At 59.8% G+C, this 25,343-nt stretch carries 23 protein-coding genes; 7 read left to right on the top strand and 16 right to left on the bottom strand.

The window, feature by feature from the left end; translation table 11 throughout:
- Positions 1-43: 43 nt before the first annotated feature.
- The 7 genes from ICJ04_RS02530 to ICJ04_RS02500 are packed head-to-tail and all read left to right on the top strand — an operon-like array spanning position 44 to position 7,812.
- Positions 44-1,402: a phosphomannomutase gene (locus tag ICJ04_RS02530; RefSeq protein WP_188325998.1), complete on the top strand. Its 1,359-nt coding sequence runs from the start codon at positions 44-46 to the stop codon at positions 1,400-1,402.
- Between the two features lie 16 nt (positions 1,403-1,418).
- Entirely contained in the window at positions 1,419-2,822 is a 1,404-nt protein-coding gene (locus ICJ04_RS02525) for a mannose-1-phosphate guanylyltransferase/mannose-6-phosphate isomerase (RefSeq protein WP_188325997.1), read from the top strand.
- Between the two features lie 51 nt (positions 2,823-2,873).
- Positions 2,874-3,572 (top strand): NAD-dependent epimerase/dehydratase family protein, encoded by a 699-nt coding sequence (locus tag ICJ04_RS02520; RefSeq protein ID WP_223202968.1) that lies wholly within the window; start codon positions 2,874-2,876, stop codon positions 3,570-3,572.
- Positions 3,565-4,518 (top strand): glycosyltransferase family 2 protein, encoded by a 954-nt coding sequence (locus tag ICJ04_RS02515; protein WP_188325995.1) that lies wholly within the window; start codon positions 3,565-3,567, stop codon positions 4,516-4,518. The genes ICJ04_RS02520 and ICJ04_RS02515 overlap by 8 nt, the downstream gene beginning before the upstream one ends.
- Positions 4,511-4,930 (top strand): GtrA family protein, encoded by a 420-nt coding sequence (locus ICJ04_RS02510; RefSeq protein WP_188325994.1) that lies wholly within the window; start codon positions 4,511-4,513, stop codon positions 4,928-4,930. Before ICJ04_RS02515 ends, ICJ04_RS02510 begins: the two co-directional genes overlap by 8 nt.
- Positions 4,931-4,978: 48 nt before the next feature.
- On the top strand, positions 4,979-7,171 hold the full coding sequence (locus ICJ04_RS02505; RefSeq protein ID WP_188325993.1) for a hypothetical protein: 2,193 nt from the start codon (positions 4,979-4,981) through the stop codon (positions 7,169-7,171).
- A gap of 38 nt (positions 7,172-7,209) precedes the next feature.
- Positions 7,210-7,812, top strand: a complete 603-nt coding sequence (locus tag ICJ04_RS02500) for a hypothetical protein (RefSeq protein WP_188325992.1) — start codon at positions 7,210-7,212, stop codon at positions 7,810-7,812.
- Positions 7,813-7,900: 88 nt separating this feature from the next.
- On the opposite strand, the gene ICJ04_RS02495 is transcribed toward ICJ04_RS02500, so the two are convergent.
- The 16 genes from ICJ04_RS02495 to ICJ04_RS02420 all read right to left on the bottom strand — a co-directional run bounded on the left by ICJ04_RS02495 (position 7,901) and on the right by ICJ04_RS02420 (position 25,295).
- Positions 7,901-8,785, bottom strand: a complete 885-nt coding sequence (locus ICJ04_RS02495) for a GDP-mannose 4,6-dehydratase (protein WP_188325991.1) — start codon at positions 8,783-8,785, stop codon at positions 7,901-7,903.
- A gap of 94 nt (positions 8,786-8,879) precedes the next feature.
- Positions 8,880-9,914, bottom strand: coding sequence for a GDP-mannose 4,6-dehydratase (gene gmd / locus ICJ04_RS02490; RefSeq protein ID WP_188325990.1), 1,035 nt, complete (start codon positions 9,912-9,914; stop codon positions 8,880-8,882).
- A gap of 50 nt (positions 9,915-9,964) precedes the next feature.
- A complete protein-coding gene (locus ICJ04_RS02485; protein ID WP_188325989.1) occupies positions 9,965-11,260 on the bottom strand; it encodes a glycosyltransferase in 1,296 nt (431 codons plus the stop codon).
- Entirely contained in the window at positions 11,257-12,294 is a 1,038-nt protein-coding gene (locus ICJ04_RS02480) for a glycosyltransferase family 4 protein (protein WP_188325988.1), read from the bottom strand. Before ICJ04_RS02480 ends, ICJ04_RS02485 begins: the two co-directional genes overlap by 4 nt.
- Positions 12,291-13,331, bottom strand: a complete 1,041-nt coding sequence (locus ICJ04_RS02475; protein WP_188325987.1) for a glycosyltransferase family 4 protein — start codon at positions 13,329-13,331, stop codon at positions 12,291-12,293. The genes ICJ04_RS02480 and ICJ04_RS02475 overlap by 4 nt, the downstream gene beginning before the upstream one ends.
- Before the next feature lie 2 nt (positions 13,332-13,333).
- A complete protein-coding gene (locus ICJ04_RS02470) occupies positions 13,334-14,458 on the bottom strand; it encodes a DegT/DnrJ/EryC1/StrS family aminotransferase (protein WP_188325986.1) in 1,125 nt (374 codons plus the stop codon).
- Between the two features lie 4 nt (positions 14,459-14,462).
- The gene (locus tag ICJ04_RS02465) at positions 14,463-15,095 is read right to left on the bottom strand and encodes an acetyltransferase (protein ID WP_188325985.1); all 633 of its coding nucleotides are present in this window, start codon (positions 15,093-15,095) and stop codon (positions 14,463-14,465) included.
- Positions 15,092-17,641 carry an FkbM family methyltransferase gene (locus ICJ04_RS02460; protein WP_188325984.1) on the bottom strand — a complete coding sequence of 850 codons (2,550 nt, stop codon included), beginning with the start codon at positions 17,639-17,641 and terminating at the stop codon, positions 15,092-15,094. Before ICJ04_RS02460 ends, ICJ04_RS02465 begins: the two co-directional genes overlap by 4 nt.
- Positions 17,622-18,380 (bottom strand): ABC transporter ATP-binding protein, encoded by a 759-nt coding sequence (locus ICJ04_RS02455; RefSeq protein ID WP_188325983.1) that lies wholly within the window; start codon positions 18,378-18,380, stop codon positions 17,622-17,624. Before ICJ04_RS02455 ends, ICJ04_RS02460 begins: the two co-directional genes overlap by 20 nt.
- A gap of 2 nt (positions 18,381-18,382) precedes the next feature.
- The gene (locus tag ICJ04_RS02450) at positions 18,383-19,171 is read right to left on the bottom strand and encodes an ABC transporter permease (RefSeq protein WP_188325982.1); all 789 of its coding nucleotides are present in this window, start codon (positions 19,169-19,171) and stop codon (positions 18,383-18,385) included.
- Between the two features lie 5 nt (positions 19,172-19,176).
- Positions 19,177-20,580 (bottom strand): glycosyltransferase family 4 protein, encoded by a 1,404-nt coding sequence (locus ICJ04_RS02445; RefSeq protein WP_188325981.1) that lies wholly within the window; start codon positions 20,578-20,580, stop codon positions 19,177-19,179.
- 1 nt (position 20,581) lies between these two features.
- On the bottom strand, positions 20,582-21,781 hold the full coding sequence (locus tag ICJ04_RS02440) for a cystathionine gamma-synthase (protein ID WP_188325980.1): 1,200 nt from the start codon (positions 21,779-21,781) through the stop codon (positions 20,582-20,584).
- Positions 21,782-21,907: 126 nt separating this feature from the next.
- The gene (locus tag ICJ04_RS02435) at positions 21,908-23,278 is read right to left on the bottom strand and encodes a pyridoxal-phosphate dependent enzyme (RefSeq protein ID WP_188325979.1); all 1,371 of its coding nucleotides are present in this window, start codon (positions 23,276-23,278) and stop codon (positions 21,908-21,910) included.
- A gap of 201 nt (positions 23,279-23,479) precedes the next feature.
- Positions 23,480-23,719, bottom strand: coding sequence for a YdcH family protein (locus ICJ04_RS02430; RefSeq protein ID WP_188325978.1), 240 nt, complete (start codon positions 23,717-23,719; stop codon positions 23,480-23,482).
- 323 nt (positions 23,720-24,042) lie between these two features.
- The gene (locus ICJ04_RS02425) at positions 24,043-24,927 is read right to left on the bottom strand and encodes an OmpA family protein (protein ID WP_188325977.1); all 885 of its coding nucleotides are present in this window, start codon (positions 24,925-24,927) and stop codon (positions 24,043-24,045) included.
- Positions 24,927-25,295, bottom strand: coding sequence for a DUF4398 domain-containing protein (locus tag ICJ04_RS02420; RefSeq protein ID WP_188325976.1), 369 nt, complete (start codon positions 25,293-25,295; stop codon positions 24,927-24,929). Before ICJ04_RS02420 ends, ICJ04_RS02425 begins: the two co-directional genes overlap by 1 nt.
- Positions 25,296-25,343 lie beyond the last annotated feature (48 nt).

Here is a 25,343-nt window from a genome sequence, read left to right as displayed (position 1 = left end):
CCTGTCGCTATAATTGCCGGTCATACCCGTAAGGATTGCAACGATGACCCTCCCGTGCTTCAAGGCCTACGACATCCGTGGGCGGGTGCCGGACGAACTGGATGCGCACCTCGCGCGTCGGATCGGCGCAGGCACTGCAGCGTTGCTGGATGACGGTCCGGTAGTGGTCGGGCACGATATCCGCCTCAGCAGCCCCGAGCTGATGCAGGCCGCCATCGAAGGCCTCCTCGCGGCGGGCCGCGACGTCATCGATATCGGCCTGTGCGGTACCGAAGAGGTATATTTCCAGACATTCCACCGGAAGGCAGCAGGCGGCATCATGGTGACCGCCAGCCATAATCCGATGGATTACAACGGAATGAAGCTCGTCCGCGAGGATTCAAAGCCGATCAGTGGCGACACCGGACTGTTTGACATCCGGGACTTCGCCGGCTCCGACGAGCCGCTGGGCAACGGTGCAGGTAAGGTTTCCCGCGACACCGACAAGGCAACCTATATCAGCCATCTCCTCGGCTACGTGGACCGTGCCGGGTTGAAGCCCTTGAAGATCGTCACGAACGCAGGAAACGGCGGCGCCGGGCTCATCGTCGATGCGCTGGCCCCTCATCTTCCGTTTGAGTTCGTCAGCATCCAGCATGAGCCTGACGGGCGCTTCCCGAATGGCATTCCGAACCCGCTGCTGCCGGACAATCGCACTGCGACGCAGGAGGCGGTGATCGCGCACGGGGCCGATTTCGGCATCGCATGGGACGGCGACTTCGATCGCTGCTTCTTCTTCGACGAGAAGGGCAGATTCATCGAAGGTTACTATCTGGTTGGTCTCCTGGCGTCGTCCGCACTCGCCCGAGACGCAGGCGGCAGGATCATTCACGATCCGCGCTTGACCTGGAACACCGTGGAAATGGCCGAGCAAGCAGGCGGCGTTCCCATCATGAGCAAGACCGGCCACGCCTTCATCAAGGAGCGCATGCGAGCGGAGGACGCGGTGTACGGGGGCGAAATGAGTGCCCATCATTATTTCCGTGAGTTCGCCTATTGCGATTCCGGGATGATCCCCTGGCTGCTCATTGCGAACCTGGTTTCAAGCACCGGCAAAAGCCTTGGCGAACTCGTGGCAGACCGCATGCAGGCCTTCCCATGCAGCGGTGAGATCAACTTCCGCGTGGACGATGCGAAGGCGACTGTGGCGCGCGTCATGGCCCACTATGAAGACCAAAGACCCGCTATGGACCGTACCGACGGCGTCAGTGCCGAATTCAGCAACTGGCGTTTCAATCTGCGCAGCTCCAATACCGAACCGCTGCTGCGGCTGAATGTCGAAACGCGCGGCGACGCTGCGCTGTTGCAGGAACGAACCGATGAACTGACCGCCCTTATCGGCGGCAGCCCAGCCAATCACTGATTCAGGAAGAAGCCTTATGTTGCCCATTGTCCCCGTCATCCTTTCCGGTGGCTCCGGCACGCGCCTCTGGCCCCTCTCGCGCGAAGCCTACCCCAAGCAGTTCCTTCCCCTGGTGGGCGACGACACGATGCTGCAGGCCACATGGAAGCGCGTGGCCTCCATCGCTGGCAAGGCGCCGATCGTCGTTGCCAACCATGAACACCGCTTCATGGCCGCCGAGCAGCTCCGTGAGTGCAATGTCACGCCGCAGGCGCTGATCCTCGAGCCGATCGGACGCAACACCGCACCCGCCATCGCGATCGCTGCGCTGCAGGCCTTGGCCAGCGGCGACGATGCGCTGCTGCTGGTGCTTCCGTCCGATCACGTCGTGCGCAATGAGCCGGCCTTCCACGCTGCTGTGAAGCAGGCTGCCGTTGCTGCGGATGCCGGGAAGCTGGTCACCTTCGGCATCGTGCCGACTGCCCCTGAGACGGGCTATGGCTACATCAAGGCCGTGGCCGGCGACGGTGTGCGCGGCGTAGAGCGTTTCGTCGAAAAGCCTGATCTTCAGACGGCGCAGCATTATGTTGCTTCCGGCGAGTATTACTGGAACAGCGGCATGTTCCTGTTCAAGGCGTCGCGTTATCTGCAGGAACTCGAGGCGCTGCAGCCCACCATCCTCTCAGCATGCCGCACAGCCCTGGACAAGGCCGGCCGTGACGCGGACTTCATCCGGCTCGATGCAGATGCCTTCGCAGCAAGCCCGAACGACTCCATCGACTACGCCGTGATGGAAAAGACAGGTGATGCCGCTGTGGTGCCGCTGGATGCCGGCTGGAACGACGTGGGGTCGTGGTCGGCTCTGTGGGATGTATCCGACAAGGATGCCGACGGCAACGCACATCATGGCGATGTCATCGCCTTGGACTGCAAGAACAGTTACGCCTATGGCACGCGTCTGATCACGATGGTCGGCCTGCAGGACGTCGTGGTCGTCGAAACCGACGATGCGGTCTTCGTCGGGCACAAGGATCGCGTACAGGACGTCAAGGAGATCGTCGGCCAGATCAAGCGCGATGGGCGCAGTGAAGCAGCAGCCCATCGTAAGGTCTATCGTCCTTGGGGGGCCTATGATTCGATCGATAACGGCGCGCGTTTCCAGGTCAAGCGCATTACGGTCAAGCCGGGCGCCACGCTGAGCCTGCAGATGCATCACCACCGTGCCGAGCACTGGATCGTGGTCAGCGGCACGGCTGAAGTCACGCGCGGCGACGAGGTCATTCTGCTGAGTGAAAATCAGAGCACCTACATTCCGCTGGGCGTGACCCATCGCTTGAAGAATCCGGGCAAGCTGCCGCTGGAGCTGATCGAAGTGCAGTCCGGAAGCTACCTGGGCGAGGACGATATCGTGCGGTTCGAAGACAAATACGGGCGCAGCTGAATGACGGCGCCTGTGCAAACATGCACGCCCCCTGACGATCAGTGCGGTCGTGTGTCGATCATCGGTCGTGGCCTGCTGGCGCGCTCCTTCGACGCTGAGCAGATACGTCGGCTCGGCGCGACGGTGTTTGCGTCCGGTGTGTCGAATTCGCAGGAGACTGATCCAGAGCAGTTCAAGCGCGAAGCCGCGCTGCTGACCGAAGCCTTGCAAGCATGTACAGGGCGCTTCGTGTATTTCAGTACCTGCAGCGTTTCCGATAATGATCGGACCGCGACACCCTACGCTGTGCACAAACTGAAGATGGAGGCGCTTATTCAAGCGCGCGGGAACCATTTGATCCTGCGCCTGCCCCAGGTCGTGGGGGTCACCGATAATCCGCATACGTTGATCAACCACATGGTTACCCATATCCGTACGGGGCAACAACTTCAGATCTGGTCACATGCTGTCAGGTGCCTTATAGACGTCGACCACATTGCCTCCATAACCATGCACTTGCTCGAAAACGGACTCGAGCACGACCGTACGCTGGACCTTGCCCCACCCGAGAGTCTGACGCTTCAGCAACTTCTGCCACTGATTGAAGAGACGCTCGGGCAGCGCGCGGCTTACTCGCTGGTAGACCGCGGCGGCGGCGCAAGTCCGGATTCAGGGACCTTCAGCGCCTACGCGCGCTTATCGGGCATCGACGTCTCGCCCGGCTACACTCGTCGCTTGCTGCAAAAGTACTACGGAGCTGGAAATGATTGACCTATCGGTGGTGATTCCGGTTTACGGAAGCGCCCCTATCCTTCCACGCCTCGCCGAACGCCTGGAGCAAGCGCTGGAGGCACTGGGTCGCCCCTACGAAGTGGTGCTGGTCTACGATTGCAGCCCAGATGACTCTTGGAAGGTCATTGCTTCATTGTGCTCAACCCGTCCATGGTTGAAGGGCGTTCGCTTACGGAAGAATGCCGGCCAACACAATGCAATCATGGCGGGTCTAGGAATCGCGACTGGACGCTACATCGTGACGATGGATGACGACCTACAGCACTCGCCGGATGACATCGCGCGCATCGTCAAGATTCTCGATGACGGCGCAGATGTCTGCTACGTGCAGTTCAAGCGTCGCCGCCATGTGCTGTGGAAGCGCTTGGGAAGTCGTTTCAACGACCAAGTGGCATCGTGGCTGTTGCGCAAGCCAAAGGGTCTCTACTTGTCCCCATTTCGGGGGTTTATTCGTGAGATCCGTGACGAGATGCTCCGCTATGAAGGGCCTTTCGTTTATCTGGACGGCCTGATCGTCCAGAGCACTTCCAACATCCAGACCCTCCAGGGCGAGCATCATGATCGGGACGACGGGAAGTCAGGCTACAGCTTGTCCAAGTCGATCTCGCTGTGGATGCAGATGGCGACAAGCTTTTCCATAAAGCCACTCCGCATGGCGTCGCTGATGGGGATTGCAGCATCCGGCTTCGGTTTCGTTGCTGCAGCAGCTCTGGTGGTACAGAAGATCGTATGGCCGCAGACCGCAGTCGGCTGGACGTCACTGATCGTCGCAGTGCTGATCATGGGCGGGATACAACTGCTCGCATTGGGTGTGGTGGGCGAGTACATCGGCAGGGTGCTGTTGAACGTCAGCAACAAACCACAATACGTAAGGGGCACGGTCCTGAATGGCGAATCCTCGACCACGGAAGCGCAAAGTGCTTGACCGGAGTCTGACACTCAAATTTCTCCGCTTCTGCGTTGTAGGCGGCCTGAGCACGCTGGCCTTCAGCCTCCTGACATGGTTGGCTGTTAGCGAACTGCACATGGAGCCTACGTGGGCCACGGTGCTCTGTTACCTCGTGCTCGTGCCCCCGAACTTCCTGGCTCACCGGAATTTCACCTTCGTATCTCGAGGACATATAAGCCGGGAAGGTCGTCGCTTTGTCGCACTACACGCCTTCAACCTGCTGCTTTCAACATTGGGCATGAAACTCATCACAGATGTGTTTCACAAGGACTACCGCTGGGGAATCGTGTTCTCCGCCGTGGTCGTCCCCGTCGTCGTTTTCGTCTTGATGAATCGCTGGGTGTTTCCTCGACGCCCTGACAGCCAGACGACTCCGCCCTCGCTTTGACGTCAACCAACTCCTGAACATGGCGTCAGGACAATAAGGATCTACCTGATGATATCTCCCGACGACCGACGCGACACCATGAGAACAGCAGGGTTGTTCGCCTTCGCGTCGACGATTGTTGTTTGCCTCCTGTGGCTCCCTTTTGGCTTCGGCATGGTGGGTCATATCGAGGAGTGGGACATCCTCAGTTTGTTTACCAGGCACGGGGTTTTCTTCTTCGCCGGAGAGGACAGTCCACTGGCAACCCACCGGCTGCGACCACTAACTGCGGCTCCCAACGCAGTCGCTTATCTGCTCACGCCTGATTCTTTCGTAGGCATGCATCTGCTTCAGATGCTGTCGCTGATTGCCAAGGGTTTTGCAGCAGCTTACATCGGTTACTGGCTGTTTCGTTCGCGGTTATACGCAGTCGCACTTGGGCTGCTGATGGTCGTATTTCCTGCCGACACCATGCAGCTCTCGTTCCGCTCGTTCCATATCAACTGCGCTGTTGCACTCGGATTGGTCGGCGTCGCCGGCATCCTCAGGTCCTTGACACTTCGCGAGTCGAATTACCGCGGGGGCCTGCTCCTGGCTATCGCCTCCTCGGCAAGTCTGGCAGTCGCAGTTCTCATCTACGAAGTGTCACTGATTTTTGTGCCCTTCCCGCTTCTGTTGCTGTGGGCCCGTGATGGCCTCCGCTCTGCGATCACGACCACGATCAGGCAATGGCCGGTTGTCCTGACCTGGTCCATCGCAACCCTTGGCTGCCTTGCCTATATTTACAGCGTTCTTTCTCACGGCCCTACCTACCAGAGTAGTGTCGTTGGAGACCAAGCGACCGATTTGAGCCTGGCAAGAGAGCGAGCAATGATGCTCATCACGACAGGCCTGGGGCGCTCCTTGATGGGCGGATGGATTGACGCCGCAGCCATTCTTATCGATGAGTACCAAAACTATCTCTACCTGATTTGCGCGACTCTGGGCATAGGTACGTTGCTCGGACTGAGTGGTCGGCAGGACCGTCATTTCGTCCACGGGTCACTCGCCGGCGAGAAACGACCGCCTCATGGCATCCGGATCGTTCTTCTCGGCGTGGTGATGACTGCGTTCGGATACCTGCCATTCCTTTCATCCGCAGCACATATTGCGATCTCCCAGCGCACCTTCCTGTTCTCCACCTTTGGCGCTGCGCTTACCAGCGTCGGCATGGTCTTGGCACTGCTTGGAGCGACCCCGAAGCAAACTCTCCGCGCAATCGTCCTCACGATGCTGATCTCACTTGGCTTCGCTGCGCAGATGTATCAGTTCCAGCATTATCAAATCATCTCTGATGATCAGCGCCACGGCCTGCAGTCGGTTGTCAAGGCGCTACCCGATGTGGAATCAGGTAGAAGTATTGTCCTACTTGATGGTTCGCAGAGATTTGGCAGCGTCTGGATGCTTCGTGACAACATGATGCACGCTCTCACTTATCTGTATGACGAGCCGATCAACATCGTACGGATCTGCTCCATGCCGGGCGGCTACTGGCAGCAGTTGGACCGGCTGGGCCGGCCGGGCCGCTGTATTGAGACGGCAGACGCTTGGGTGTTTACCGACGGCCCTCCCGTCACCGGTGCCGATTATCCACGCCGCGAGGCAAAGATACGGGCTACGGCGGAAAAGCAAAGCACTTCTGTTCTGCGGATTGATGAGAACGGGAGTAGTAAGGCTTCTGCCCAGCAGATCAAGCGCATTGCGGCCGGCACCGATGCTCTGTCGCGTCGATACGAGGCAGTGCTCGCGGACGACAACTGGCCGCTGAAATTTAACCAATTCCGACGAAAGTCAGCCGAGGCCTCCGTACGGTGGGACTTCGGTCGGTGGTGGAGCCTTGAGGTTCCTGCCCACGGGATTGGCTGGCAAGATGCTCAATGGTCCATGGTCGGGCGAATCAAGCATGCTTCAGCATCTTGGGCAAATCTACCCCAGGCGTCTCTCCTTTTCGAAACCCATCCAGTCCTTGCTCCGTATGTTTTGAAGGGGCGTATCATCGCCATCGCACCCGGCATCGATCGCAGTGCAATCAATGTGAAGATCAATGGCGAAACCAGCAAACTGGTTTGGCTGAATGACCACGAGTTCTACGCATATGTTGCAGCGGGGGTGCTTGTCGCTGGGAAGAATGAACTTGTCTTTGACATTCCTCTCGATATGGAATATTACGGACTCGGCTTCGCACTAGACTGGCTCACGCTCGACCCGGAGCGGAAACAGTAAACCCGTTGTATCACCACCACCCACTTTTACGGATAGACATGCAGAATTACAAATCCATCTCAATCGGCTTCGCGCTGGTGCTGCTCACGGGCGGCTTGGTTGCCTGCTCGTCGGACAATCCTGAGACCCCTATCGAATCGGCAGCCACCGACGCGAGCGCCGCACCGGCCGCAGATGCGCCTTCGGAGAAAACGAACCCCAATCTGACGGCAGATCAGGTTGGCGTCGTTGTCAAGGTACTCGGTGCGCCGACCTATGACGAGGCGACAGATCAGCTCTCGGTCAAGGTCAGCGTTCAGAACACCGGGAAGGTAGTTCTGCCAGTTACCGGCAAGAACCCCGTCCTACTCGGAATCATTCAGAAGAAGGCGTCGGGGAACGGGTTGCCGGACACTCGCGGAATAGACTCGCGCGCATCTTTCGCCGCTGACATCGCACCAGGCGCTACGGCGGAAGTCACCGCAATCGTGCCCGCTGAAATGGCGGTCGGCAGCAAGTTGGAGCTGGAGCCTCTCCAGGAGAATGTGGTTTGGTTTGGTTTTGACCTTGATCAACCCACTGCAGTGATTGGGCCGTTCGCTCGCTGCACCGACGGCAAGGCCCTCTGCGATGCAGACGGCAAGGCAATTGCGGCGAAATAATCGCTACTGCGCCTGATTCAAATTAAAAACCCCGGCATGACCTGCCGGGGTTTTTTTTGCTGCGCGCCGGCCCATCGGTAAGCTACCGTCAGGCGCCCAACATCCACTCGAGCGTCTCACGCAGGGGACGAAATGTCATTCCGCTCGTGGCAGCGAGGAGGCGTGCATTGTTACCCGCAAGTCGGCTGACCTCGTTGCTGCGGATGAATTCCGCATCGCTCTCGATCTCGAACTCGACGCCTGCCAGTTCGCCGATTGTATCTATCACGCTCCGCAGATTGCTGCTGCGCCCGCTACATACGTTGTAAACCCCAGAGGCAACGTCGCTTCGCAGAAGGCTTCCGTAGGCGTGGGCGAGGTCGCGTACGTCGGTGAAATCACGCTCCACATCGAGGTTTCCCAATCTCAGGCGACGCTCGCCACGCTTCGCGTGGTCGACGATCTTGGGCACGAAGAACGCACTTGATTGCCCCACGCCGGTGTAGTTGAACGGCCGCGTTATCACCACGGGGAGGCGATCCGTGTACAGATTGGCAACGTGCTCCGCGGCGACCTTGCTGACCGCGTAGTCGTTGAACGGATGCATCGGTGACCTTTCGTCAAAAGGCACTTCGGAGGAAGACCCATAGACATGGGCACTGCTGGCAACCAGGACCTTGGAAGGGGATTTCGGTAGGTCGGTCAATGCATCGAGAAGATTGCGCGTGCCGACGATGTTGGCCTGATAGATCGCCGACACATCCCGGTGAGCAACGTGGGAGATGCCGGCCAAGTGGACGACGACATCGGGGCAAACACGTTGAATCACCTCGCCCAATCCGTCCCGGTCAAGGAGATCCACACTGCTTCTGTTGCTACAGCTTGCCCCGGAGCGCGACAGCCCGTGGACGTCGTAACCGAGTCGAGCAAGTTCTGCTGCCATGTAGGGGCCAGTGAACCCTTCGATTCCGGTAACCAACGCGGTTGGTCTCATCAAAATGCCACCCTTTCAGTGCGCTCAGACCGGCATGCATGCAACTGGGCTGGCAGCGTGGCCGGTAAAGTCACGCTGCCTGCCTCGTCGTGGATCAGAAGGACGCGTTGTTCTCGTTGCGCACCAGGTCAGCCTTCACCATCATCTCGCAAAGCTCTTCGAGCGTGGTCTTGGGCTCCCAGCCCAGCTCCCGCTTCGCCTTCTCCGGATTGCCGATCAACAGGTCGACCTCGGCAGGGCGATGGAACTTGGGATTGATCTTGACGAGCGTCTTGCCGCTCTTGCTGCAGGTCCCGGTCTCGTCAACACCCTCACCTGCCCAAACGAGCTCCACGTCCACCGCCTTGAAGGCCATTGTCACAAAGTCGCGCACCGTTTCGGTGCGGTTGGTGGCGAGCACGTAGGTATCCGGCTTGTCGGCCTGCAGCATCCGCCACATTCCTTCCACATATTCTTTTGCAAAGCCCCAGTCCCGCTTTGCATCAAGGTTGCCGAGCTCCAGGACATCAAGCTTGCCGAGCTTGATCTTGGCCACCGAGTCGGTGATCTTGCGGGTCACGAACTCGCGACCGCGCAGCGGCGATTCGTGATTGAAGAGGATCCCGCTCGACGCGAACATGTCATACGATTCGCGGTAGTTGATCGTCATCCAGTGGGCGTACAGCTTCGCCACACCATAGGGGCTGCGAGGATAGAACTGCGTCTGCTCCGTCTGCGGCACCTGCTGGACAAGACCGAACATTTCCGAAGTCGATGCCTGGTAAAAACGGATCTTGGTGTTGACCGCGCGGATCGCTTCCAGCAGATTGAGCGCGCCCAACGCAGTAATCTGCGCGGTCAGCGTGGGCTGGTCGAAGGACACGCCAACGAAGCTCTGCGCCGCCAGATTGTAGACTTCGCTGGCGCCGCTTTCCTGGAGCAGGCGGATGGACGACCCCAGATCCTGCAGGTCGTGCTCGACCAAGTGCAGATTGGGATGGTTCTGGATGCCCAGTTCCTCGATGCGCCAGAAATTCACCGAACTGGTGCGGCGATAGGTTCCATAGACCTTGTAACCTTTCTCAAGCAGCAACTGCGCCAAGTAGGCGCCATCCTGGCCGGAGATACCGGTGATTACTGCGGTTTTCATGGTTTTCGTTCCTCGAAAAAAAACAGGGGGAGCGCGGTCATCCTATGGGGTCACAGGTTGAACATTCGTTCCAGGGTATGAGTGACTTTGGAGGCAGCGCTGCTGGCTCCGGACAAGCCCATTTTACCGAGCTCGCGCCCGGTTTCCTGAGCCAGCTTCAGATAAGGCTCCGACGTAATGAACTCCGGGATCACCCTCTCCAGGCCATCCACGTAGTTCACGGCCGAGAATTCATGAACCGCCCACGCCGCTGCTGCTGCGCCCATGGCGCGCGCCTCCGCCCGATGGACGTCCACATAACGGAGGTGACGCAGGAGATCCTGCTCGGCAACGTCGGTGCGCACCTTGAGCACGTACTGGTCCGGGAGTTCGGCGTAGAAACCCGCATCGCTGACGATCACGGGGGCGCCCGATTGCATGCCCTCGATAGCAGACGCAGATGCGCCTTCGAGCGCAGGATCCCGCAGGCAGCAGATCACGTCGGCCTCCGCCATTCCTTCATGCAGACGCTCGTTGCTGACGCGTCCCTCGAAGGTCAGCCCCGTGAAGCCAACTTCCGCGCACACATCCTCAAGACGGGTACGCTCGCCATCATCTACTGGTCCTAGAATCCTGTAGTCCGCACGCGAAGCCAGCGAAGGGTCGCTGGCCAGCGCGCGGATGACCCGATCAATGCGTTTGTTGGCATTGACCATGCCGAACGTTCGGACAGCAAGCTGGCGGGTATCCGTCACAGGACGGCGCAGATCCTGGTCGAACGCATCCACCGGATACGCAAGCGAGAGCTTCTGTACAAGCCCTGCCGTCGCGCTGCGGACGCGGTCGCCGTAGAACTCAGAGTGGATGATGCAGCCAAGCGTGTCGCTGGCTATCCACTCCGTCAGTGGGAAATGTTGCGTTGCACGCTCGAGCAGGTTGTCCCATGAAGCCGTTGCGCACAGTTCGCCGGCTTGCGGGCCATAAATCCCTGAGATGACCCTCGCCGCGTCGTGTGAACGGTGGTTCGCCAGCAGCCAGCCCCAGAAAAAATTCAGCACGCACCAATCGTGGAGGACGGCGACATACGGTCGCTTCTGCGCGAGCTCGAACAGTCCGCCATGGTATGCGTAGTGATCACCCACCATGGCGAACACCAGATCGGCATCGCGCAGCCACACCTGTTCGGCTTCGGATCCGTGCACGAGCACGCAGGGATCTTCCCTTGGCGTAAGCTCGGCGTCCGCGCCTACCTCGAGGCGGTAAACAGCCACGTGGTGCCCACGGCGGCGCAGTTCCGTCACGACAGCCTGGCTGTAGCGGGCGATGGCCGAATTTTCGGAATACGGTGTTGCCCAGATCAGCTTCATCGGGTGAGTGCTTCCACTGTTGCCGTCCAATTGATGTTCATCCCTGTCCAGTGGTCATGGGCGGCCTGCCCCATCTCAATTGTCCGAGCACGATTGGCGAACATACCCGAGATCGCTGATGCAATCTCGCTGGTCTCGTCCTCCACCACGCGTCCCTGCACGCCATCATGAATCAGCTCGGTGAGGTCGCCCGAATCAGTAACGGTGATGACGGCCTTGCGCGCCTGACAGGCCTCCATCGTGACGTAACCGTAGGAATCCTCAGCAAAAGGCAGATACGCACATGCAAGCGCATTGTTGGCGTAATCCGCAATCTTCTTCCGCGGCAGGAATCCGACATCAAGCATCACGCGGTCCGAAAGTCCGTGCCGCTCCACTAAAGCGCGAAGCCGCTCTTCATCAGCAGGCGAGTCCGCAGGACCAGCGATCAACAGCCGCTCATTGCCATCCAGCAGTGCCATAGCCTCCACCAGGCGATGCTGTCGTTTGCTTGAATTGATGCGACCGCCCGCGAAGATGTAATCACCATGGGGAGCTCCGGTATACAGCTCCTCATCGTTCAGCGGCGCCCGAAGTATCTTGGACTGTAGGCGGTTGTAGTGGAGGAGTCGCTCCTGCACGGTACGACCAACCACATAGATGTCCTTGACGGTCTCGAATGCTGCATTGTCCGCCTCAATGATGGCAGAACGGATCTGTCGTCCTTCGACGGTGTCGGGAATATTGCTTTGACCCGCATCCCACAGGTCATAGGCTTGACGATACTGGTGTGCGAGCCAAAGCACTTTGTCGTCGAACGGCAGCATGTACGCAGGAAACTTCATTGCGATCACGCGATCCACGTTGTGCACCTGCATGCTGCGGCACATCAACATTTCTTCGATCAAGCGTTCGGCTGGGTCCCATGTGAAAGGGATACGCAGGAGCTCCGACTCATGACCCGCGCGGCGCAGATGGACGACCAGCTGATCGGCCAGCTCTTCCGCGCCACCACGCATACCGGGGACCATGTTGTTCACAACAAGAATCTTCATGACAACAAACGCTCCACGACATGGCTCCAGTCGATCTTGAGTTCCTTTACGCGCTCATGGGCCTGCACGCCCATGGCTGCGGTCCGCGCCTTGTCCGTCCACAGTTGATCTACCGCCTCGGCGATCGCGCGCGGGTCGGGATCAGCAATCGCGCCGTTGCGGCCATGTTCGACGAACTCGAGAACGCCGCCGGAGTCGGTAGTGGTCAAAATCGGCTTGCGTGAATGTGCCGCCTCCAATGAGGGATAGCCGTAGGAATCCTCGTCCTCTGGCAGATAGGCCGCTGCGAGCGCAGTGGACAACCAGGACGCCTTTTCCTCTTCGGATATCCACCTGTCGATGTAGGTCACTTTGTCATGAAGGCCGTGTCTGTCGATGTACTCACGCATCTGCTCGCCGTAAACCGGGTTGAAGCCGGTACCGCAGATCCTGAGCTTGACGGGCGTCTTCACGTGCGAGAACGCCTCCAGCAGCAAGTGCTGCCGTTTGTGTCCTTCAGTCCTGCAGATGTAGACGATCTCATCTCCCTGCCCTGCGTCGTGGAAATGGTCAACCTTCAACAGCGGGGGATAAAGTACTTCCGGCGCCAGGCCATTGAACCGCTTCACTCGATCCGCGACCACCTGCGAATTGGTGAACAAACGGTGCGCTTCGGACAGGCCTGTTGTGTCGGCTCTGACGATGGCCTCGCGCAACGCACGGTGACGAGGGTCATCCGGGAAGCCGCGATGAGGCGTGTCCCAAAGATCGTAGAACAAACGAAAGTGATGGATGAACCAGACCACTTTTTTCGGATGCTGGATCAGGTGAGAGGGCGGCCGGGTGGTGATGATGCGATCCACCGAATGGCTGAGATCCATCATGCGGTACGCGCCCATCTGCCTGAGCAGACTCTCCGGGCGCGTCTCATTCATAGGCAGATAGATCAGCTCGACCGTATGCCCATGCTCCCGCAGGCGTGTCGTCAACCATTCGACAATGAAGCGCGCGCCTCCGTTTACGAAGGGCACGAAGGAAGAACAGATCGCGATACGCAAGGTCAGCGCCCTACACTGCGCAATGCGGCAACCAGGGAGGCGACGATCCTGTCGATGTCGCCCGCTTCCAGTTGGGCATGCGTGGGAAGATTCACACCGCGTGCGGCCTGGTCATTTGCAACGCCGAAGTCAGCTCCGTCCTGCAGGTAGGGCGGGAGCACGTGCATAGGATAGAAGACCGGACGAGTCTCCACTCCATCGGCATCCATCAGGCGCATTACTTCATCCCGTTGCTCTCCAGTCACACCATTGAGCAGAACGGTGTACATCCAATAGACATGCTTGGCATAGGGGGCGATGACGGGACGCTCGATCAGATCCGCATGGACGGCAAGTGCCTCGTCATACCACTTCGCCACGCGCTGGCGGGTCTCGAGTGCTTCGTCGATCCGTTCCATCTGAGCCAGCCCAATCGCTGCGGCGATGTTGGTCATTCGATAGTTGAAACCCACTACCGGGAACCAGTACCGACGCTTCGGATCCATACCTTGTCCGCGATACAGACGCAGCTTCGCATCGAGCTCAGGGTCATTGGTCGTGACCATGCCACCTTCACCGGTGGTGACGATCTTGTTTCCGAAGAAGCTGAAGGTGGCACAGTCACCGATACCGCCGACGCGTTGCCCAAGGTATTCGGCACCGTGCGCCTCAGCTGCATCTTCGATGACCTTCAAGCCATGGCGCCGCGCGATATCCATGATCGGCCCCATGTCAGTGGGGTGACCGTAAAGGTGTACAACAATGATCGCCTTGGTTCGCGGCGTGATGGACGCCTCGACCTTCGAGGGATCGATATTCATGGTACCCGGCTCGGAATCCACGAGTACCGGCTTGGCATTGCAGTAGGCAACCGCATTTGCCGTTGCGATGTAGGTCAGAGTCGGGATCAGGACTTCGTCGCCCTCACCGACCCCCAGCGCAACCAGCGCAAGATGGATCGCCGTGGTCCCGTTGTTGATCGCAACCGCGTGGCGTACTCCGCAGAAGTCCGCAAAGCTCTTCTCGAACTTGCCGATGAACTCACCTGCAGACGAGATCCAAGTCGAATCGAGACATTCATTGACGTACTTTTTTTCGTTTCCGTTCAGGCTCGGAACTGCAACAGGGATTCGTTTTGACGCCAACATTAGATCAATCCTTTCTAGAAGTTTGTCGGGCCGGAACACCCACCCACGTCCCGGGCGAGTCAATATTTCTGACCACTACCGCACCAGCGCCAACAACGGCATCGGCCGCAATGGTAACGCCAGGTGTCACGCGAGCCCCTACGCCCAGAAAGGCTGCAGAGCCGACTTCGACGGTTCCCGCCAGCGCGCTACCGGGAGCGATATGTGAATACGCGCCGATGACGCAATCGTGGTCGACAGACGCATTTGTATTGATTATAGCGAAATCGCCAATGACTGCGTCAGCGTTGATGACTGCGCCTTCCATGACTGCACAGCCTTGCCCAAGTACGGCGCTGGGCGATAGCACGGCTGAACGGCCAATGGCATTGATCATTGGCAAGCCGAATCCAGCGAGATTTGCGGCGACCTTGCGCCGCAACCGGTTATCGCCCAGTGCGATGAACAGAGCATCAACTCCGTTCCGTATCAATTCCGGCAGCACCTTGTCTTCCCGACCCAGGACTGGCACACCGTTCACCTGTTGCCCTTCACGCCCTTCATCCAGACAAGCAATCACCTCGTGGCCGCCAGCGCGAAGCAGATCGATGATGACTTTTGCGTGTCCACCCGCACCGACTACGGCGACGCGGCTCATTCGTGCTCTCCCGTAGTCGGCGCCGCGACCAGAGGACTGTCCGGGCGACACAACAGGACGTTGGAACTCACACGCTCGCGCAGTTCGTCAAAGCCCTTCAGCAGACGACGTCGCCCGGTCATGTCATCGACGAGGTAGAGCGCGAAGCCGTGCTGCTCGCGCATGCGCTCCCAATCGGCCGAGTCGGTCCCCACCCGCTCAAGATGCGAGCTTGCGTACTCTGCAACTATGCCGACATTTGGATTCTCGGCAATCACGCGATGCATCCCCTGAATGACGTCGAGCTCCGCTCCTTCCACGTCGATCTTCACCAGTTTGACCTGCACGGATGGGAGAAGATTATCCAGCGAGCGGATATTCACCTTGACCTGCTCCACGACCTCTTCGTGAAGCGGATAAAGCGAGCTGTGCCCGGCAACGGCAGCGACGTGGAAGATGTGGTCGTCCTCATCACTTGCTCCAGCTGCAACGGGCCACACCTCCACCCGATCCTCGACACCGCTCAGGCGCAGGGAAGCGCGCAGATGGTCGATGGTCCGTGGCATCGCCTCGATTGCGAGAACCCTGCCGGCCTCACCGACACGCTTGGCGCCAACGACAGTATGCAGTCCGATGTTGGCACCGACGTCGACAAAGGTATCTCCCTCGTTGAGCGCCTCATCCAGGAATAGACGCAAGCCGCGTTCGACGTCCCCGTATTCGGCCAGGCACATGGCAAGCAGGTCATCATGCTCGTCACAGGAAAAATATCCGAAGCCGGTTGCTATCAGCCAGCCGTGCTGACTACGCAGCACTCTCCTACCGATGGGGCTGTGGGCATCGGCCAGTCCCGCGAGTGTGCCGGGAAGGGATTCGAGTCGAGCGCCTTGAGCGTCCAGCTTCTCATGTGCGCTGGTAAGGATCTCGACCGCATTGAGCGCCGCCGCACCACTGGCATCAAGCTTCTCATGGGCTGCCACCAGCAAGCGGATGATGTCCTGCGTGGCTTCTGCAGGCACCGTATCAATCTTGTCCACGGCGTGCGGGGAAGACTTATCGGCAACCTCGTTGGATATCAACGCGAGATCATTTTTCCATCGCTCCATTCCCGCAGAGAGTGCCGCGATCTGAGATTGCACGCCCTCGGCAACTGACTGCTGGCCCTCACCCAGAGATCGCAGCGCGCTTTCGATTTCGACAAGTCGGGAATCATCCACCATGGGCTGATGACGCACTTCTGCCCCCCTGACAACGTCATCGAGTCCGCGCTGGAGTGCAGCATGGGCATCACTCCAGCGACGGTCCACTTCAGTCATCAGCTCCAGAAAACCAGCGTGTCTGGCACCGATCTCATCGACATCGAGGGCGAACCGATGCTCATGGTCCGCGCGCAGTTGCCCAATGCGTTCATCAAATGTGCGCATTCGGGCCTCTACTGCTTCGAAGGCGTCAATCAATGCCTGCTGGGCCTGCTGCTTACTGCGTAGAGTTTCCACGAACTGGTCATAGTTACGTGCGAGCTCAGACGTATGGCCGACAATCGCTCCCAGATCATCTGCGTGCGCCCTGCGGTTCTGGGCGTGCAGGTCGTGGCTGACTTGCGACGCCTGCTCTATCAACAGCAGGCGTTCGTTGTTCGCCTGCAGTTGGGTCATGATCGCCTCAATACCCATCCGCGACGGATCCTGCCCTACAACCGGGGCCCGCGCCTTCACTTCATTCTCGCTCACCCGCGCTGACAGTTCACGCATCTGTCGAGCCGAATCCAACCGAATCAGATCCAGTTGATGCTCGACTGTTTGAAGTGACCGCGTAACACGGCGCATCCAGCGGGCGACACGCACGAGGGGATTCTTGTCGAGAAGAATCTTTCTCCAGAGCGGACCACGGTTCGCCAACGCGTGGATTACCTCACCCGGCGACAGCGAGACGTCTTCCGGGTGAGCAGGAGCCTGGTCTGAAGAGGATGCGGGCGGCGGGGTCATGATAGCGGCCACCGCAGGCGCGCCCTGCTCTTGGTCAACTACCACCTGCGAGGGTATCGACGCCGCACCGATGTCAACGAACTTCAAAGACCGGATCTTGAAACCGAGCAGACGGTAGTCTTCGCCCATGTTCAAAGCATTCGGCGACATTGGGTTGGCGACCTGCAGTGAGATCGAAAAACCAGGCGTCCGCCCGACCATCCCCAATTGGCAGTCCGCCTCGATCTGAAGCCATCCACTGCCTTTGCTCAGCACTTGGTGCGCAGGCCCACCGTTGATGCTGATCTCGACAAGTGCCCGATGTCCCGGACCCTGGAAAGGTATCGCACTCACTATCAGCCGATAGCGCCGATCGGCGTTGACGGCCCGCATGCGTACCTCGATGAGAGACACATCACCGCTTGACCAGATTCCGTCCGCCTCCGGTGCAGCAAACCCACGCAACGTGAGCGCCCCCATGTTATCGAAGGACGTATTGTTGATCTCGATCTCTTCCCCGGGGGCAAGCAAGCCATCCGTGGAACGTGATTGCGCCGCCTTGTCCGCCGCGTGACGAACTGCGTTACCCAGCCTGAGTTTCAATCGCATATCCTTCCGAGGTTAGCTCTGAAATCGAGATTTCGCGCAGCTTGCCATGATTCAGCACGAAAACACGATTGCAATACTCGGCAATCGTATCCATTGAATGTGAGGCCAAGCAGAAAATCTGCGACGACTTGATGAACTTGTGCATGCGCTCAGACGCGCGCTCCTTGAATGCCTCGTCTCCGACGTCGAATACCTCGTCGACCAGCAGGATATCCGGCGTCGTACATGTCGCCACCGCGAACATCAGACGCATCGCCATGCCTGCGGAGTAGGTCCGAACAGCCAGTTGAAGGAAATCACCCAGGTCGGTGAATTCCTCGATCTCCGGGATACGTGAATTGATTTCCGCAAGCGACAGCCCAAGCATCATACCCATGCGACGAATGTTGTCGTAACCGGAGAGCTCGGGATCCATCCCGGCCCCGACCTCCAGCATGGTAGCGACCCGGCCCACGCGCTCGATCCTTCCCTGAAGCGGCGTGTAGATACCTGCCATCGTGCGCAGCAGCGTACTCTTGCCTGCCCCGTTGTGGCCCACTATCCCGATCGCATCACCTTGTTTAAGGCTGAAAGACACGCTGTCCAATGCGGTGACCTGAGTGACTTGGCCACTACCTGCCAACAGTCGCCCACCCGTCGCGATGCCAACCAGATTGCGTCGCAGCGAAAGGCTGTGGGAATTGTAGATGGGGTAACGAAGCGTTACGTTCTCGAATGTGAGCTTTGCAGTCATTATCAGATCCAGAAAGGCAGCCGGAGCTTGGCTTTATGAAGTAACCAGAACGCCAACAGCCATCCAACGACTGCCATGACTACCAGCACTACATAGGTATGCAGGGTCGGGACGTGCCCCAGCATGGGTGAGCGCAGAACCTCAATGAGATAGGTGAACGGGTTGTACTCCAGAATGACCGACGAGAATGGCAGAAACTCCAGTCGGTACATCACCGGGCTCACGAGAAAGAGCATGGGCATGATGGACGCCACTCCGTACTCCAGATCTCGATATCTCGCGCCGATCACTCCAAAAACGAAGGACACCCAAAGCAGGTTGACGAGCACAAGAAGGAGGTTCGGAATGAACAGCAACGTGTTCCAGTTGATGTCGATCTTCATGAACACCGCCACGATTACGAACACCACCAGACTGTGGGCAAAGTTGACCACGTAACGGGTTACGACGCTCATCGGATGCACGGATAATGGCATGACGACGTTACGGATGATCGGAGCCTGCCGGACAAACAGCCCGCAGCTTTCGATCAGCACGCCCGAAAGCATCTGCCAGATGATGAGACCAGCAGTCAGCGTCGGGATGAACTTCTGTCGGTCCATGTTGAGGAGCTGACTCCACAACAGGCCTAGGCCAACCACGCCGATTGCCGTGGCGAGCGACTGCCAGAAGGGACCGAGGACGCTGCGCCTGTAACGTGCGCGGATGTCACCCATTGCGATGTATAGAGAGACTTTCGCCCCCCTGAACCCATCGCTCAGATCTTTAAACGTCGACGAATAGCTGTGCATCGGTTTTATTTTTCCTCAAGGGGGAGCGATGAAGCATTGGGACCAGTGGCCAATGCACGCTCCTGGTGAATCTGATCAAGACGTTTGATAAGGATCTCGGCTGCACGCTCGGGAGAAAGTGTTTGGGTCACCGACTGCCGCGCCCGTTCGCCCAACGTGATCGCCAGCCCCGGATCGTCGGCAAGGCGCCGCATCCAGATAGCCGCGTCCGCTTCATCGGCGGCGGCCCATCGTTGACCCTCATGGTGGGCGTACTCGCCCTCTTCCACCGGCACCAGCGAATAACCAACCAGCGCGCTGTTCTCTGTATCCATGAACTCCATGTTGCCGGACCACGCTGTACCGATCACAGGCTTGCCTTGCGCCATGCATTCGGCCAACCCCAAGCCAAAGCCTTCAGCATGGTGCAGCGACACATAGACATCGCAGCAACGCTGCAATGCCTGAACATCGGCGCGATCCAGCACATGGTCACGTATGATGATTCGCGAATCATCGTCAACCGCATCAACGAGCAGCTGAAGGCGATCTGGCCGCCGGAATCCGTTGCTCGTCTTGACAAGCAGCTGCACGTCATCGCGATCCTTGGGAAACGCCTGCTGAAAAGCCCTTATCGTAGCGAAAGGATTTTTGCGATGGACGAAGGAATTGAAATCAAAGGAGGTCAGGAAGACGAAGGCATCTTCAGGAATCCCAAAATCCTCCCGCTGCAAGCCGCTGTCGCCCACTTCGCTCAAGGGAAGTGGTACGCAGAGAATCGGCTTGTCGGTAACCTTCGAAAAGGCATCGCCAACATAACGGGAGGCCACCAGAATCTCATCAACAAGTTCCAATGCCGGCAACCAGCTGGCGGGGATATTCTCAAGTTCCCAGAACCAGCACGCGATGACATAGCCCCCCTCCAGCTTTGCCTTGCCGATCTGCTCGATGGCCGCGGGTAGAAAGTCCGGGTTGACGAAAATCAAGTGGATATCGTGCGGCGACTCTTCGCCGATGTAGGCGTCAAGGCTACGATCATTCCAGCCGTGTGGAAGGTTGATGTCGACGTCGACGAGGGCAGTCGGATAGCCCGCTCCTAAAAGTGCGCGCGCATACATCCGCGCGCACTCGGCGAGACCGAACTGGCCGCGCAAGTAGGCGAACACGTTCACTCCCTGGCCCGGCCACGACGGCACATCAACAGCGAACATGCGTACGGGCGCGTCCACGACCGCAGCACGCTTTTCGTCCCATTCTGCCTCTCGGTCGAACCGGAAATCGACCAACTCCGGAGTCGCCATCAAGCGGCTGGCAACGCGCCCCCTGAAGGATGCCGGTACGAATCGGTATATGGCCCGCAGCCACTGCTGGCTGATCACCCAGCTGACAAGGCGATGGCGAAAGGGAGTATTGATGGTTTTCGGCGACATATTAAACGCCTTCTTCTGCCGCTCTCGACAGCGCCCGCTCCAGATCCACCATCAGATCACCCAGATCTTCCACACCCACGCTCAACCGCACCAGCCCCGCACTGATTCCCAGCTTCTCCCGCCGTTCAACCGGAATGGAAGCATGCGTCATCACCGCAGGATGGTTCACAAGACTCTCAACACCCCCCAGCGACTCGGCCAGCGTAAACAGCTCGGTGCGCTCGCAGAACCGCTTCGCCGCGTCGAACCCGCCCTTCAGTACGATCGACACGATGCCGCCGTAACCGTTCATCTGTGCAGTAGCCAGTTCGTGCTGCGGATGACTCTTCAGCCCCGGATAGATCACTTTCTCCACCGTTGGCTGGGTTTCCAGCCACTGCGCGAGGGCCATCGCGTTGGCGCAATGCGCCTTCATACGCAGCGGCAGTGTCTTCAGGCCACGCAGGGCCAGGAAGCTGTCAAACGGCCCCTGCACCGCGCCAATGGAGTTCTGCAGGAAGGCCATCTGCTCGGCCAGCTCGGTGTTGTCACCGACCACCACCATGCCGCCCACCATGTCCGAATGGCCATTGAGGTACTTGGTGGCCGAGTGCAGCACCAGGTCCGCGCCGAGTTCCAGCGGGCGCTGCAGCATCGGCGAGGCGAAGGTATTGTCGACCACCACGATCAGCCCGTGCTTTTTCGCCACGGCGGCAACCGCCGCGATGTCGACGATCTTCAGCATCGGGTTGGTGGGGGTTTCGATCCACACCATCTTCGTGGCCGGCGTGATCGCTGCCTCGAAGGCCGCCACGTCGGTCAGGTCGACGAAGCTGAAATCCAGCCCGGCGGTGCGACGACGCACGCGCTCGAACAGCCGGAACGTGCCTCCATAGATGTCATCCATCGCCACGACATGGCTGTTGGCATCCAGCAGTTCCATCACCGTGGACGTGGCCGCCATGCCCGACGCAAACGCGAAACCACGCGAGCCGCCTTCCAGCGAGGCCACGCACCGCTCGTACGCAAAGCGCGTCGGGTTGTGGGTGCGCGAGTACTCGAAACCCTGGTGCTCGCCGGGGCTGCTCTGCGCATAGGTGGACGTCGCATAGATCGGCGGCATCACCGCGCCCGTGCTGGGGTCCGGCGACTGGCCGCCATGGATGGCCAGCGTGGCCAGTGACAACGCACGCGCGTGGGCGGGCTTGGACGAATCGGACATTAAGTTGATTCCTGCAGGGCGCCCAACACGGTCGCCATCAAGGGGTCGGGAGTCTATCAGCGTGGGCTTAACGCCCATTGACACGGATAAACGCGGATTCAGAGGCCAATTCCAGCAAACGTCGCGTTACTGAACGCGACGGCGCAGGTAATTCAACAGGTCGATGCGGGTGATCAGGCCAAGGAAGCTGTCACCGTCCATGATGATCGCAACTTGGCCGCGGTCGAATACCGGCAGCAGGGCCTCGATCGGCGACTTCACATCCAGCCGGTCGAGCTTGCTGACCATCGCGGTGGAGACGGTATCGCGGAAGCGCGCTTCGTCACCGTACACATGCAGCAGGACATCACTTTCATCGACGATGCCCACCAGCGTGTCACCGTCGACGACCGGCAGCTGCGAGACGTCATACAGCTTCATGCGCTGATAGGCGGTGGTCAACAGATCGTTCGGACCGATCACTACGGTATCGCGCTGGCCATACGGGCGCAGGATCAGGTCGCGCAGATCGCCATGCTGAGGGCGCTCCAGGAAGCCGTTGTCCAGCATCCAATAGTCGTTGTACATCTTCGACAGATATTTGTTGCCGGTGTCGCAGACCAGCACGAGAACCCGCTTCGGCGTGGTCTGCTCCTGGCAGTACTTCAGCGCTGCCGCCAGCAGAGTGCCGGTGGACGAGCCGCCCAGGATGCCCTCCTTGCCCAGCAGCTCCCGTGCGGTGTGGAAGCTTTCCGCATCGGTGATGGCATAGGCCTTGGTGACGCGGCTGAAATCAGCGATCGACGGCAGGAAGTCCTCACCGATGCCTTCGACCAGCCAGCTGCCGGACTTGTCGTTGAGCACGCCATCATTGATGTATTCCGCCAGGATCGAGCCGACCGGGTCGGCGAGCACCAGCTCGGTCTTCGGCGACAGCGTGGAAAACGCGCGCGACAGACCGGTCATGGTGCCCGAGCTGCCACAGCCGAACACGATCGCGTCCAGGTCGCCGTCCATCTGCTCGAGGATTTCCGGGCCGGTACCGAACTCATGGGCCGCCGGGTTGTCGGGGTTGCCGAACTGATTGATGAAGTAAGCGCCCGGAATCTGGTCAGCGATGGTCTTGGCCAGGTCCTGGTAGTACTCCGGATGGCCCTTGGCCACGTCCGAACGGGTCAGGCGCACTTCAGCGCCCATGGCCTTCAGGTTGAAGATCTTTTCCCGGCTCATCTTGTCCGGCACCACCAGCACCAGCTTGTAGCCCTTCTGCTGCGCCACCAGCGCCAGGCCCAGGCCGGTATTGCCCGCCGTGCCCTCCACCAGCGTCGCGCCCGGCTTCAGGTCACCGCGCTGTTCAGCCGCCTCGATCATCGACAGGCCGATGCGGTCCTTGATCGAGCCGCCCGGGTTGGCGCTCTCGAGCTTCAGGAACAGCTCGCAGACACCGGTATCCAGGCGCTGGGCCTTGACGATGGGGGTATGGCCGATGAGATCGAGGACGGAAGCATGGATGGGCATTCGGGGGACTTCAGTTCGCGCCCCGCAGGGCCGGATACTGGATTATCCGCTGGTTGACCGCGAATGTCAGGGGGAATGCACCAAGCCCCAAGTGACGCGGACGACATGAGCCGACGAGGAGGCCCAGGCCGCCCGCGACAGGGAACGGCGATGTTCTTACAGGACGGGCCCTTTTGGCCTGCCTGCTTGCTGTGGGTCAACTCAATGCGCGGGGGAGGTCTGTGATTGCACGGGGGTCTCCAGCATGCGCTGCAGACGTTGCTTGGCCAGCAGCTTTTCCCGCTTCATCCGGCCCAGGGTGATATCACTGACTGCCATAACGCCGAGCTCGGCATCCATGCATTGGCGATTCAACTTCCGGTGTTCGTCATGCAGGGTCCGGAACTCCGGATCGCGCGCGCGGCGGGCTTCGATCTCGCTCTGGGACTGATCTTCAAACATGATGTACCTCCTTCAGCTGGAACACGAACGCCCCGGCCTTTCGGCACAGGGCGTCGATTGAGGGAAGGAAGGCGGGCGCGTGCAAGGCCACGTCCTGCAAGGCGTTCCACACTGGCCCGTGGATGTCTGCCTGCGCTGGTTCGTGCCACGATTGCATCGGCCCGGCCCTCCTTTCTGTCCGGTCCGCCGAATGCGTCCCGGACAATTGACCCTACGCTTGCCGAAGGGGGCCTTCAAGCCCCTCGCGACAAATAGCCGGGTCGGGGCGACGAGCGGTTCAGGATGTAGTGAACCCGCTCGCATTTATTAACGAAAACAATACTTTAAGGTGAAACAATCACCTCGACGGAACGCGCTCGCGTGGAGGCAGCCTTCTTGCCGACGGACTGGATGCGATTGCCGGCGACGCCTGCAGCAACCAGTGCGTCGCGCACCGCGTCGGCACGTCGCTGGCCAACGCCGTTGGCACTGTCGTAGGCCTCGATGCGCACGCGGCCCTTCTTGCCGATGTTCAGGTACTCGGCGAGTGCCTTGGCCTGGTTCTTCGCCCCGTTGGACAGACTGGCTTGGCCGCTGGCAAACGCATCGCCGGTCAACGTGAAGATCTCACCCCGGCTGTCGAACTTGCTGCCCGGCAGCTTCTGGCCGGACACCAGCTCCGCTTCCTCGCGTGCCAGCTTGGCCGCGTTCTGCTGCGCCGCGCTGAGGCGCTGCTGCTGCTTGCCGGCCACGCTGGTCAGCGCGTTCTCCGCATCCTGCCGGGCCAGCACCTCACTCTCCGCAGCGAGTCGCAGCCGTTCGGCCTCCTCCGCTTGGATCTGCGCCTGCACACGCAGACGCTCGGCTTCCTGCCGCGCACGTGCCGCTTCCCGGCGGCTCGCTTCGATCAGCATGTCGCTGCGGGTGCGTTCCAGCCGATCCACTTCGCGCTGGGCCAAGGCCGCACGCACCGAAGTCTCGGCGATCTCTACCCGCCGCTCGGCCAAGTACCTGGCAAGCTCCTGGTCGCGGCGCTTGGCGCTATCGAGGGTACTGATCGCCTGTTGCGCCTGCATGCGCTCGAACGCGCCCAGGTTGGCCGTATCCGGATTGGCCGAGATCGCCATCAGGCGCTGGTTGAGCTGCAGTACCGCCGGATCGTCGGCAGCAACGGCCAACAGGGGCAGGGTCAACAGCCCCGCAGCCAAGTACATCGAACGTGCGCGCATCAGCGGTCATCCCCGTTTTCCAGCTGGCGTTGCAGCTGGGTGACTTCATTGCGGCGCAGCTGCAGCTGCGCGGTGGCGGTGGCTTCCTCGCTGCGGACACGGGCCAAGTCGGCATCCGCGGCCACACGCAGGGCCATGGCGGGCGCGTTCTTGCGCTCCCGACGGTCGCCTGCCGCACGTTGGGCCTGCTCCAGGCCCTGTCTTGCCAGGTTGATCAGATCGGGGGCGTATTGGTCGGCGTCAGCCTGGGTGGCCTTCTCCACCGCTTGCCGTGCCTGCGCCAGTTCCAGCGCGCCGTCCTGCGCCAGTGCAATGGCCGGGGCAGAGAGTGCGAATGCCAACGCCGTCACATACAGGGCGTGGCGCATTTGTGCGAAGCTACGTCGATTCATTTGGGGAGGCCGTGCCGATGATTG

Origin of the sequence: Stenotrophomonas sp. 169, from assembly GCF_014621775.1 — a bacterium.
In the GTDB taxonomy this organism is placed as follows: Bacteria; Pseudomonadota; Gammaproteobacteria; order Xanthomonadales; family Xanthomonadaceae; genus Stenotrophomonas.
Note: the sequence above shows the minus strand (reverse complement) of the source record. Positions and strands in the feature narration are given on the sequence as shown.

Coding starts and splice junctions, on each gene's coding strand:
- ICJ04_RS02425 (WP_188325977.1), bottom strand. CDS start 24,927: ATGCGCGCACGTTCGATGTACTTGGCTGCGGGGCTGTTGACCCTGCCC.
- ICJ04_RS02430 (WP_188325978.1), bottom strand. CDS start 23,719: ATGTTTGAAGATCAGTCCCAGAGCGAGATCGAAGCCCGCCGCGCGCGC.
- ICJ04_RS02450 (WP_188325982.1), bottom strand. CDS start 19,171: ATGCACAGCTATTCGTCGACGTTTAAAGATCTGAGCGATGGGTTCAGG.
- ICJ04_RS02420 (WP_188325976.1), bottom strand. CDS start 25,295: ATGCGCCACGCCCTGTATGTGACGGCGTTGGCATTCGCACTCTCTGCC.
- ICJ04_RS02480 (WP_188325988.1), bottom strand. CDS start 12,294: ATGAAGATTCTTGTTGTGAACAACATGGTCCCCGGTATGCGTGGTGGC.
- ICJ04_RS02440 (WP_188325980.1), bottom strand. CDS start 21,781: ATGTCCGATTCGTCCAAGCCCGCCCACGCGCGTGCGTTGTCACTGGCC.
- ICJ04_RS02525 (WP_188325997.1), top strand. CDS start 1,419: ATGTTGCCCATTGTCCCCGTCATCCTTTCCGGTGGCTCCGGCACGCGC.
- ICJ04_RS02470 (WP_188325986.1), bottom strand. CDS start 14,458: ATGTTGGCGTCAAAACGAATCCCTGTTGCAGTTCCGAGCCTGAACGGA.
- ICJ04_RS02500 (WP_188325992.1), top strand. CDS start 7,210: ATGCAGAATTACAAATCCATCTCAATCGGCTTCGCGCTGGTGCTGCTC.
- ICJ04_RS02495 (WP_188325991.1), bottom strand. CDS start 8,785: ATGAGACCAACCGCGTTGGTTACCGGAATCGAAGGGTTCACTGGCCCC.
- ICJ04_RS02505 (WP_188325993.1), top strand. CDS start 4,979: ATGATATCTCCCGACGACCGACGCGACACCATGAGAACAGCAGGGTTG.
- ICJ04_RS02465 (WP_188325985.1), bottom strand. CDS start 15,095: ATGAGCCGCGTCGCCGTAGTCGGTGCGGGTGGACACGCAAAAGTCATC.
- ICJ04_RS02435 (WP_188325979.1), bottom strand. CDS start 23,278: ATGCCCATCCATGCTTCCGTCCTCGATCTCATCGGCCATACCCCCATC.
- ICJ04_RS02455 (WP_188325983.1), bottom strand. CDS start 18,380: ATGACTGCAAAGCTCACATTCGAGAACGTAACGCTTCGTTACCCCATC.
- ICJ04_RS02485 (WP_188325989.1), bottom strand. CDS start 11,260: ATGAAGCTGATCTGGGCAACACCGTATTCCGAAAATTCGGCCATCGCC.
- ICJ04_RS02515 (WP_188325995.1), top strand. CDS start 3,565: ATGATTGACCTATCGGTGGTGATTCCGGTTTACGGAAGCGCCCCTATC.
- ICJ04_RS02445 (WP_188325981.1), bottom strand. CDS start 20,580: ATGTCGCCGAAAACCATCAATACTCCCTTTCGCCATCGCCTTGTCAGC.
- gmd (WP_188325990.1), bottom strand. CDS start 9,914: ATGAAAACCGCAGTAATCACCGGTATCTCCGGCCAGGATGGCGCCTAC.
- ICJ04_RS02530 (WP_188325998.1), top strand. CDS start 44: ATGACCCTCCCGTGCTTCAAGGCCTACGACATCCGTGGGCGGGTGCCG.